The organism is Actinomadura sediminis (genome assembly GCF_042675525.1).
In the GTDB taxonomy this organism is placed as follows: Bacteria; Actinomycetota; Actinomycetes; order Streptosporangiales; family Streptosporangiaceae; genus Spirillospora; species Spirillospora sediminis.
Map to the genome: position 1 here is coordinate 21,218 of NZ_JBHTJA010000080.1, position 10,607 is coordinate 31,824.

The 10,607-nt window shown below is 75.6% G+C and carries 8 protein-coding genes; 3 read left to right on the plus strand and 5 right to left on the minus strand.

Annotation, left to right across the window (positions count from 1 at the left end; all coding sequences use genetic code 11):
* Window positions 1-312 precede the first annotated feature (312 nt).
* Together mobA and moaA are read right to left on the minus strand one after the other, a co-directional pair.
* The gene (gene mobA / locus ACFQ11_RS28155; protein WP_378303998.1) at window positions 313-891 is read right to left on the minus strand and encodes a molybdenum cofactor guanylyltransferase; all 579 of its coding nucleotides are present in this window, start codon (window positions 889-891) and stop codon (window positions 313-315) included.
* A 1-nt stretch (window position 892) separates the two neighbouring features.
* Window positions 893-1,882 (minus strand): GTP 3',8-cyclase MoaA, encoded by a 990-nt coding sequence (gene moaA / locus ACFQ11_RS28160; protein WP_378304000.1) that lies wholly within the window; start codon window positions 1,880-1,882, stop codon window positions 893-895.
* Window positions 1,883-2,025: 143 nt separating this feature from the next.
* On the opposite strand from moaA, the gene ACFQ11_RS28165 reads away from it, so the two are divergent.
* Window positions 2,026-2,850, plus strand: a complete 825-nt coding sequence (locus ACFQ11_RS28165) for an alpha/beta hydrolase (RefSeq protein ID WP_378304002.1) — start codon at window positions 2,026-2,028, stop codon at window positions 2,848-2,850.
* Here the strand turns inward: ACFQ11_RS28165 and ACFQ11_RS28170 are convergent.
* The 3 genes from ACFQ11_RS28170 to ACFQ11_RS28180 all read right to left on the minus strand — a co-directional run bounded on the left by ACFQ11_RS28170 (window position 2,810) and on the right by ACFQ11_RS28180 (window position 6,869).
* Window positions 2,810-3,514: a hypothetical protein gene (locus tag ACFQ11_RS28170; protein ID WP_378304004.1), complete on the minus strand. Its 705-nt coding sequence runs from the start codon at window positions 3,512-3,514 to the stop codon at window positions 2,810-2,812. The two genes, ACFQ11_RS28165 and ACFQ11_RS28170, sit on opposite strands and share 41 nt — an antisense overlap.
* 129 nt (window positions 3,515-3,643) lie before the next feature.
* Window positions 3,644-4,837: an RtcB family protein gene (locus tag ACFQ11_RS28175; RefSeq protein ID WP_378304006.1), complete on the minus strand. Its 1,194-nt coding sequence runs from the start codon at window positions 4,835-4,837 to the stop codon at window positions 3,644-3,646.
* A gap of 91 nt (window positions 4,838-4,928) precedes the next feature.
* The gene (locus ACFQ11_RS28180; protein WP_378304008.1) at window positions 4,929-6,869 is read right to left on the minus strand and encodes a GTP-binding protein; all 1,941 of its coding nucleotides are present in this window, start codon (window positions 6,867-6,869) and stop codon (window positions 4,929-4,931) included.
* 272 nt (window positions 6,870-7,141) lie between these two features.
* Between ACFQ11_RS28180 and ACFQ11_RS28185 the strand changes: the two genes are divergently transcribed.
* Entirely contained in the window at window positions 7,142-8,599 is a 1,458-nt protein-coding gene (locus ACFQ11_RS28185) for an MFS transporter (protein WP_378304011.1), read from the plus strand.
* 117 nt (window positions 8,600-8,716) lie between these two features.
* A complete protein-coding gene (locus ACFQ11_RS28190; RefSeq protein WP_378304013.1) occupies window positions 8,717-10,603 on the plus strand; it encodes a propionyl-CoA synthetase in 1,887 nt (628 codons plus the stop codon).
* Window positions 10,604-10,607: the final 4 nt, after the last annotated feature.

Here is a 10,607-nt window from a genome sequence, read left to right on the forward strand (position 1 = left end):
CGGCCGGGTCGCACGGCCGGGTCGCACGGCCGGGTCGCACGGCCGGGTCGCACGGCCGGGTCGCACGGCCGGGTCGCACGGCCGGGTCGCACGGCCGGGTCGCACGGCCGAGTGACACCGACCGCCTGGGCGGCCTGGTCTGGGCCGCCTGCTCCGAGCGGCCACGTCCGAGCAGCCTGCTCTGGCCGGCCTACTGGCCAGCCTGGTCTGGCCGGCCTGGCCTGGGTGGGCTCGTCGGGGCGGGGGCGAGGCGGTCGGGGCAGGGCGGATGCAGGACGGCCAGGGCGTGGGCGGGCAGCGCGAGGGCCGGGGTCAGTGGTGGTCCGGGTCGGTGAGGGCACGGGCGCGGGCGAGGGCCTCGGGGGTGTCGCAGTCGTACCAGGGCGGGCGGTCCCCGGCGGGCAGGGCGACCCGGGCGGGCTCGAGGGGGGCGAGCAGGCCGCGCAGGGACGCGCCGTCGTAGGCGTCGAGGGCGGTGCGGAGCGCGGCGGTGCGCCAGCATCCGGCGAGCCACTGGTCCCGGCCGTCCGCGTCGACGAGCACGGCGCCGCGCGCCGAGCCCGCCAGGGCGTCGTGGAGGCGGGCGAGGTGGGCGGGGCGCAGGAACGGCAGGTCGGCGGCCAGGAGCGCGACGCGCGGGGCGCGGACCTCGGGGAGCCCTGCGCGCAGCGCGGGGACCGGGCCTGCGCCCGGCGGGTCCTCCCGCACGCGGACGGCGTCCACCGCGACGTCGCGGGCCGGCCCGACCACGACGAGGCGGGCCGCGCCGGACGCGGCCGCCGCGACGTGCTCGAGCAGGGCGCGGCCCCCGACGCGGGCCGCGGGCTTGTCCGCGCCGCCGAACCGGCGGGCGCGTCCCCCGGCGAGGATCACCGCGTCCCATCCGGGCACGTCAGCCGCCGATGGCCGACATGGGGCGGGCCGGCTGCAGGAACGACGGGTCGTCGATGCCGTGCCCGGCGCGCTTGGCGCGGACGGCGGCGCGCCAGCGGTCGGCCAGCTCGTCGTCGGACGCCCCGGCGCGCATCGCGTCCCTCAAATTGGACTCGTCGGTGGCGAACAGGCAGTTGCGGACCTGCCCGTCGGCGGTGAGCCGCACCCGGTCGCAGGCGCCGCAGAACGGGCGCGTCACCGACCCGATGACGCCGACGCTCGCGGGGCCGCCGTCGACGAGGAAGTTCTCGGCGGGGGCGCTGCCGCGCTCGTCGGGGTCCTCGGGGACGAGGGAGAACGCGGCGCCGAGCCGGTCGAGGATCTCGTCCGCGGTGATCATTCCGTCGCGGGTCCAGCCGTGCTGGGCGTCCAGCGGCATCTGCTCGATGAACCGCAGCCGGTAGCCGTGCTCGAGGCAGAAGCGCAGCAGCGGGACGGCCTCGTGGTCGTTGACGCCCCGCATCAGCACCGCGTTGATCTTCACGGGGGCGAGCCCGGCGGCGCGGGCGGCGGCGAGGCCGCGCAGGACGTCGTCCAGCCGGTCGCGGTGCGCCAGCCGCTTGAAGGTCGCCGGGTCGAGGGTGTCGAGGGACACGTTGACGCGGTCCAGGCCGGCGTCGGCGAGCGGCGCGGCGAGCCGGTCCAGGCCGATCCCGTTGGTGGTCAGCGAGATCTGCGGGCGCGGGCGCAGCTCCGCCGTGCGGCGGACGATCTCGGGCAGGCCCCGCCGCAGCAGCGGCTCGCCACCGGTGTAGCGCACCTCGCGGACGCCGAGCCGCTCGACGCCGAGCGAGACGAGCCGCACCGCCTCGTCGTCGGTGAGCAGCTCCGGCCGGGGCAGCCAGTCGAGGCCCTCGGGCGGCATGCAGTACGAGCAGCGCAGGTTGCAGCGGTCGGTGAGGGAGACCCGCAGGTCCGTCGCGGTGCGGCCGAAGCTGTCGACGAGCACGGGGCGCCCCTTTCCAACGTCCGATAGATCACCCCACCCTATTCCGGGCGTTGACGATTCGTTCCATCGCGGGAGACGGTATCTCTCTGATCTTGAGAGGGCGTCCCTGGAGGATCCTCCAGGGCGACGACGAGGAGGTACCGGTGGCGCAGGCACGGGAATGGGAGTTCGCCGGGGTGCGGGGTGCGATCACCGCGCGGATCTGGCCGGCGGACGGCCCGCGCTACGTCGCGGTCCTCGCGCACGGCTACGGCGAGCATCTCGGCCGGTACGAGCACGTCGCCGACGCGCTCGTGCGGCACGGCGCGACCGTGTGCGGCCCCGACCACATGGGCCACGGGCGCTCGGCGGGCGAACGGGTGCTCGTCGAGGACTACGAGGACGTCGTCGCGGACCTGCACACGGTCGTGGAGGCCGCCCGCGACGACCACCCGGACGTCCCGGTGGTCCTCATCGGCCACTCGATGGGCGGGATGATCGCCACGCGGTACGCCCAACTGCACGGCGACGGCCTCGCCGCGCTGGTCCTGTCGGGACCGGTGCTGGGCCGGTGGCGGACCGTCGACGCCCTGCTGCCGCTGGACGACATGCCGGACGAGCCGATCGACACCGCGACGCTCTCGCGGGACCCGTCCGTCGGCGCCGCCTACACCGCCGACCCGCTGGTGTGGCACGGCCCGTTCAAGAAGCCGACCGTGCGGGCGCTGGACGCGTGCCTGCGGCGCATCGGCGGGCACGGGCCGCTCGGGCCGCTGCCGACGCTGTGGTTGCACGGCGACGACGACCGGCTGGTCCCGCTGGACGGCACGCGCACCGGCATCGAGGAGGTGCGGGGCACCGACCTGACCGAGCGGATCTATCCGGGCGCCCGCCACGAGGTGTTCAACGAGACGAACCGCGACGAAGTCCTCGGGGACGTCACCGCGTTCATCGACCGGGTCCTCGAGCGGGCCGCGCCGTCCGCGTAGCGGGCTCGCGCAGTTCGGCGCCGCGCCGCCAGATCAGCGGCCGCAGCGCCTCGGCGTCGGCGGGGGCGTCCGGGCGGGCGAGGACCTCGGCGCGCGCCCGCCGCGCCCGGCGCACGTCGCGGTGGAAGTCGCGGAACACCTGGATCTCGCCCGGGTGGCCGTGGTCCCACTCCCCGAGGTACGTGTAGTCCATGCCGGAAGGCCCGGCCGTGTCGAGCCGGGCCGCTGCGATCGCCCAGAGGCGTGCGTCGCGCGGGGTGGCGGGCGCGAGCACGAGCAGGTCGTGCGTCCGCTCCACCCGGCTCCGCTCCGGCCGCCGCCAGTACTCGCCGACCCAGTCCGGTTCGTCCCGCAGCGCCGCGTCCAGGCCGTGGGTGCGCCACCGGACGGTCCCGTCCGGTGCGGCGCGCAGCGGCAGCCGCCGCGCGAGGTCGCGTGCGGCGCGCCGCCCGAACGGGGTGCACCAGGCGGGGACGATCACGATCGGGTCGGGCGGGTCGGCGTCGAACGGCGTCGGGACGAGGAACGGCAGGTCGACGACCAGGAGCGTGCCCGGCCGCGCCTGGTACGACAGTCCCCACAGCATCCGGGCGAGGACGCGTGCGCCGTGCCGGTCCGACAGCACGTGCCAGGTCCCGTGGAACCGGTTCGTCCCGAACCGCACGGCCGACCCGGCCGGAGCCCGACGACGGTGTGCGCCCGCCCGCCGAGCCGGACGGCGCGGCGGTGCAGCTTCATGCCGTCGTCCGCGCGCCGCGCGTTGCCCGGCCGCTGCACCGCCCCCGCCATCCGGTCAGCCCTTGACGCAGACGAGCTGGCGCAGGTGCGCGACGACCTCCACCAGGTCGGACTGCGCCTCGATGACCTCTTCGATGTCCTTGTAGGCCCCCGGGATCTCGTCGACGACGCCGCCGTCCTTGCGGCACTCGACGCCCTTGGTCTGCTCGATGAGGTCCTCGACCGTGAAGTTCTTGCGGGCCTTGTTCCGGCTCATCTTCCGGCCCGCGCCGTGGGACGCGGAGTTGAACGCCGTCTCGTTGCCGAGGCCGCGCACGATGTACGTCCCGGTGGCCATGGAGCCGGGGATGATGCCGAGGTCGCCGGCGCCCGCGCGGATCGCGCCCTTGCGGGTCACCAGCAGCTCGACGCCGCCGTACTCCTCCTCCGCCACGTAGTTGTGGTGGCAGGAGATCGCCTGCTCCCAGCGGCAGCGCTTCTCACCGAACCGCTGCGTGACGACGTTCTGCGCGAGGGCCATCATGACCGCCCGGTTGCGGCGCGCGTACTCCTGCGCCCAGAACAGGTCGTGCCGGTAGGCGTCCATCTTCGCGGTGCCCGCGAGGAACACCGCGAGGTCGGGGTCGGGCAGGTCCTGGTTGTGCGGCAGTTTCTGCGCCGCCTCGATGTGCCGCGCCGCGAGCTCGTTGCCGATGTTGCGCGACCCCGAGTGCAGGACGAGCCAGATCGCGCCGTCGTCGTCCGCGCACAGCTCGAGGAAGTGGTTGCCGCCGCCGAGCGTCCCCATCTGCTGGCGGGCGCGGCCGAACTTCGCGTGCGCCGCCGGGTGCAGCTCGTCGAACTTCTTCCAGAACTCGTACCAGCCGCGCATCTTCAGGCCGGGCAGCGCGGACGGGTCGACGGCCTCCTTGTGCGCGCCGCGCCCGACGGGGATCGCCCGCTCGAGCCGCGAGCGGACGCCCGACAGGTCGTCCGGCATGTCCTCCACGGTCAGCGTCGACTTCGCGGCCGTCATCCCGCAGCCGATGTCGACGCCGACGGCCGCCGGGGACACGGCGTCCTTCATCGCGATCACCGAGCCGACGGTCGCGCCCTTGCCGTAGTGGACGTCCGGCATCACCGCGAGCCCCTCGACCCACGGCAGCGCGGACACGTTGCGGAGCTGGTCGAGCGCCTGGTCCTCGACGGTGGCGGGGTCGGTCCACATCCGGATCGGAACGCGGCCGCCCTTCATTGTCTGGTACGGCATTCCTTCTCCTTTTCCGGGGGATCCGAACCGTGCTCTATGACGCCAGACCCACCGGTCCGGTTTCAACGGGTTTTCCCCCGGCGCCCCGGCGTCAGGACCGGCGGCGTTCGGTCAGTCCGAGCCCGTCCAGGTGCCGCAGCAGCGCGACGGCGACGCGGCGCGGCGCGGCCAGCGCCGCCCCTGCCTGGTCGGGCGTGAAGGGCTGCGGCAGCGCCGACAGGATCCGCAGCGCCTCCCGGTCGGCGCCGGGCAGCAGGACGACCTCGTCGGCGAGCCGCAGCACGGCCCCCGCGCGGGCGGCGTCGGCGAGCGCGTCCCCGGTCAGCCCGAGCTCGGCGAGCCGCTCCGCGGCGGGCGCCCCGAACGGGTCCCCCGCGAGTTCCGCACGCAGCCGCGCCACCCCGTCCGCCCACACCGGCACACCCTCGGCCTCCCCCGGCCCGGTCCCGCCCCCACCGGCGCCCCCGCTCTCCTGGACGGCCTGCACCCCGGGAACGGCCCCGCCATCACGAGCGGACTCATCCCCGCGGCCGCGCTCCGCCCCACAAGCAGCCCCGGACCCGCGAACGGCCTCGTCCCCACGGACGGGCTCGGCCCCATAGGCGGGGGCGGCGGGTTCGGCATCGCCCGGTGGGGCGTCGGCGGGCGGGGGCGGTGGGGCGGTGGCGGGGCCGTGGACGCGGCCGTACTCGAGGCGGAGGGGCGGGCGGGCGAGGGCGGCGACGAGCTCGCGGGCGGGGAGGCCGAGGCGCAGGCGGACGGTCTCCAGCGGAAGTCCCGGGGCGCCGGGGTGCTCGGCGGCGTGCCGGGCGGTCTCGGCGGCGAGGCGGTCGCGCAGCGACTCCCAGTGGGCGGGGTCGGCGACCCACTCGCCGTTCAGCGGGACGGCGTCCGGCGGGACCGCACAGCCCATCCCGGTGAGCTCGGCGCGGCGCAGGACTCCGTGGCGGCGCAGCACCACGGCGCCGTCGGGGCGGTCGGGCCAGGACGCCAGCTCGCGGGCGCGGGCGGCCCCCGCGCCGCGCCGCACCAGGGTCGGGGGGCGGACGTCGAGGACGCTGACGCCCGCGATGGCGCGGCGTTCCGGGTCGCGCAGGACGCCGGTGTCGCCGACGTGCAGCGCCAGCCGCGCGTTGAGGGTGAGCCGCGCGGTGTCGGGCCCGAGCGGTCGCAGCGCGACGCGGACGGCGGCGGCGCCGATGTGCAGGGTCATCCGGCGGGCGAGCCGGCCGGACGCCTCGCCGAAGCGGGTGCGCACGTCCACGCAGGTGGTCGGCGACCAGCGGCCGGGCTCGACGAGGGCCATGCCGGGCGCGACGCGGCCCGCGTCGCGGAGGGTGAGGACCACCCGGGACACGCCGCCGACCTCGTCGCGGGGCTCCCCCGCGCAGCCGATCGTCCGGACGCGGACGCGTTCGCCCGCGGGCATGAGGAGGAGTTCGTCGTCGACGCGGACGGTCCCGGCGCCGAGGGTGCCGGTGACGACGCTCTGCCGTCCGGCGGTGAACGCGTGGTCGACCCACAGCCGGACGGGAGCGTCCGGGTCGGGGACGGGGAGGCGGCCCGCGAGCCGGTCGAGGGCGGCGGCCAGTTCGGCGGTCCCGGCGCCGGTGACGGTGCTGACGGCGACGGCCTCGGCGGCGGCGAGGGCGGTGCCGGCGAGGCGTTCGCGGGCCTGCCGCAGCGCGATCTTGGGGTCGGCGACGTCCGCCCGGGTGATCGCCAGGACCCCGTTGCGGACGCCGAGCGCGGCGGCGGCCTCCAGGTGCTCCTGGGACTGCGGCATCCAGCCCTCGTCGGCGGCGACGGCCAGCAGCACCGCCGGGGCGGGCGCCAGGCCGGCCAGGACGGCCGGGACCGAGCGCGGGTCCCCGGGGACGTCCACGAACGCGACGCGGCGGCCGGACGGCAGCCGCGTCCAGGCGGTGCCGGTGAGCGCCGGGCCGGGCTCCTTCGGCTCCATGCCGGTGAGGGCGCGCACGAGCGAGGACTTGCCGTGCGCGGCGTGCCCGGCGGTGGCGAGGACCTGCATCACGCGGTCCGGGCGGGCTGGAGGGGGTCGTGCAGACGAAGATCCACGGAAGCGGGGTCCACGGAACGCAACCCTAAGGACGTTCGCGCCCGTCGCGAAACCGGAACGGCCGGGCCGGCGGGGTCGCGAAGATCACCGTGCCGTTTTTCCGGATGTGGAAGCCGAAACCGGACGCCGCGCGATCGTCCCGTCCAGGACAGTGCTAATACTTAGTTTGAATAATTACAGTGCCGGGTGCCCGCATTCGCCCGGAGCGTCTGGAGGACCCCTCGATGACCGGCGCGCCCACGGACGTCCCCCGCCGGGCCGCCGCGGCGGCCCGGCGGCGGCCCGCCGCCCCCGCGCACACCACGCTGACGCTGACCGCGCTCGCCGCGGCGGGAATGGTCGTGTCGGTGCAGCAGACCCTGGTGATTCCGCTGCTGCCGCGGCTCATGGGCACGTTCGACGCCTCGGTCACGGCGGTGACGTGGGTGTTCACGGCGTCGCTGCTGGCGGGAGCGGTCGCGACCCCGCTGCTGACGCGGTTCGGGGACATGTACGGCAAGAAGCGGATGATCCTGCTGGCGCTGGTGCTGCTGACCGCCGGCTCGGTGCTGTGCGCGGCGTCCGGTTCGCTCGGGACGCTCATCGCGGGACGGGCGCTGCAGGGCGTGTCGTCGGTGATGGTGCCGCTCGCCATCGGCATGATCCGCGACACGTTCCCGCGCGACCGGATCACCACGGCGATCGGCGTGGTGAGCGCGACGATGGGCGTCGGCGGCAGCATCGGCATGATCGTGACCGGTCTGATCGCCGACCGCACCACCAGCCACCGGCCGGTGTTCTGGATCACCGCGGGGCTCGGCGTGTTCGCGCTCGTCCTGGTCGCCGCGACCGCCCGCGACGTCGGCGCCCGCGCGGGCGGCCGCCCGGACGTGCCGGGCGCGGTGCTGCTCGCGGCGTGGCTGTCGTGCCTGCTGCTCGGCATCAGCCAGGGCAACGCGTGGGGCTGGGCGTCCGGCGGCGTGCTGGGGCTGTTCGGCGCGGCGGTCGCGCTGTGCGCGGCGTGGACGATCCTGGAGTCGCGGGTGCGCGAGCCGCTGGTGCGGCTGTCGCTGCTGGTCGGGGCGCGGTCGCTGTCGGCGAACGTCGCGTCCGCGCTGCTCGGGTTCTCGATGTTCGCGGCGTTCACGCTGATCGCGTCGTTCGTCCAGGCGGACCCGGAGGTGGTCGGGTACGGGCTGGACGGCACGGTCCTGCACGTCGGCCTGTACATGCTGCCGAGCACCGCGACGATGCTGCTGTCGTCGATGCAGGCCGGCCGGATCAGTGCGCGGATCGGCCCGGCGTACACGCTCGCGGCGGGCGCGGGCATCGCCGCGCTGAGCTACTTCTGGCTCGCGGTCTCCAACGAGCGCGGACTCGACATGCTGATCTTCAGCGCCGTCCAGGGGCTCGGGTTCGGGGTGGCGTACGCGGCGCTGGGGACGCTCGCGGTGCAGCACGTCCCGATGGACCGCAGCGGCATCGCCAGCGGCATCAACTCGCTGGTCCGGGTGGGCGGCGGGAGCATCGCGGGCGCGGTGACCGCCGCGATCCTGGCCGGGACGGTCATCGACGGCACGGACGTCCCGGCGCTGCGCGCGTACGAGCTGTCCTTCTGGATCGTCGGGGCGGGCGCGGTGCTGGCCGCGGTCGTCGCCCTCGGCAACGCGCTCCGCTACCCACGGGACGGCGCCGGGGCCTGACGGGGCGGCGCGGGGCCTTGACGAACGGCGCCCGCTCCATGCCCTATAGGTGTGCGGCCCTACCGACGTGCGCCCCGATACGCGGATCGGGGCCGGGGACCCGCACGGGAGGACCACATGGGCGCCTACGCCGCCGCGTACGAACGGAGCATCGCCGACCCGACCCGCTTCTGGGGGCTGGCGGCGCGGGACGTGCGGTGGCTCGTCCCGCCGGACCGGGTCCTGGACGACGGCGCGCCGCCGTTCTACCGGTGGTTCACCGGCGGCGAGCTGAACACCTGCGACAACGCGCTCGACCGGCACGTCGAGGAGGGGCGCGGCGACCAGGCCGCGCTGATCTACGACAGCCCGGTCACCGGGACGGAGCGGACCTACACCTACCGGGAGCTGACCGAGCTGACGGCGCGGTTCGCGGGGGCGCTGCGCGCGCAGGGCGTCGGCCGGGGCGACCGGGTGGTGCTCTACATGCCGATGGTGCCCGAGGCCGTCGTCGCGATGCTGGCGTGCGCCCGGCTGGGCGCGGTCCACTCGGTGGTGTTCGGCGGGTTCGCGGCGCGGGAGCTGGCCGTGCGGATCGACGACGCCCGCCCGAAGGCGGTCGTGTCGGCGTCGTGCGGCGTCGAGGGCACGCGGGTCGTCCCGTACAAGCCGCTGCTCGACGAGGCCCTGGAGACGGCCCTGCACAAGGTGGAGCGGTGCGTGATCCTGCAACGCGAGCAGCTCCACGCCGATCTGCAGCGGCCGCGGGACGTCGACTGGGACGAGGCCGTCGCGGGCGCGGCCCCCGCCGAGTGCGTCCCCGTCGCCGCCACCGACCCGCTCTACATCCTGTACACGTCGGGCACGACGGGACGGCCGAAGGGGGTGGTCCGCGACAACGGCGGGCACGCGGTGGCGCTGCGCTGGTCGATGGAGAACGTGTTCGGCGTCGGCCCCGGCGACGTGTTCTGGGCGGCGTCCGACGTCGGCTGGGTCGTCGGGCACTCCTACATCGTGTACGCGCCGCTGCTGACCGGCTGCACGACCGTCCTGTACGAGGGCAAACCGGTGGGGACGCCCGACGCGGGCGCGTTCTGGCGGGTCGTCGAGCGGCACGGGGTGAAGGTGCTGTTCACCGCGCCCACCGCGATCCGGGCGATCAAGAAGGAGGATCCGGACGGCGCGCTGCTGGCGGGCCGCGACCTGGGGGCGTTCGAGGCCCTGTTCCTGGCCGGGGAGCGGCTCGACCCCGACACATGCCACTGGGCGCAGCGGATCCTGGACCGTCCCGTCGTGGACCACTGGTGGCAGACCGAGACCGGGTGGCCGATCGTGGCGAACCTGCGCGGGCTGGAGCCGATGCCGGTGAAGCCGGGATCGCCGTCGGTGCCGGTGCCGGGCTACGACGTGCGGATCCTCGGCCCGGACGGCGCGCCGCTGCCGCCGGGCGAGGACGGCGACATCGCGCTGCGGCTGCCGCTGCCGCCCGGGACGCTGCCGACGCTGTGGCAGGACGACGAGCGGTTCGTCGAGGCGTACCTCGACAAGCGTCCCGGCTACTACCTGACCGGGGACGGCGGCCGGATCGACGAGGACGGCTACGTGTGGGTGATGGGCCGCACCGACGACGTGATCAACGTCGCGGGGCACCGGCTGTCCACCGGGACGATGGAGGAGGTCATCGCGGCGCACCCGGCGGTCGCGGAGTGCGCGGTCATCGGGGTGCGGGACGAGCTCAAGGGGCAGGTCCCGCGGGCGCTGGTGGTGCTGAAGAGCGGCGTGCTGGCCGAGGAGTCGGAGCTGGCGGCCGAGCTGGTGCGGCTGGTGCGCGACCAGGTCGGGCCGGTCGCGGCGCTCAAGGAGGTCACGGTCGTCCCGGCGCTGCCGAAGACCCGGTCGGGGAAGATCCTGCGGGCGGCGATGCGCGGCATCGCCGACGGCCGCGAGGTGACCGTGCCGTCCACGATCGAGTTGCGGGACGTGCTGGACGGCCTGCGCCGCGCGGTGCGGCCGGCGCGCGGCTGAGCCC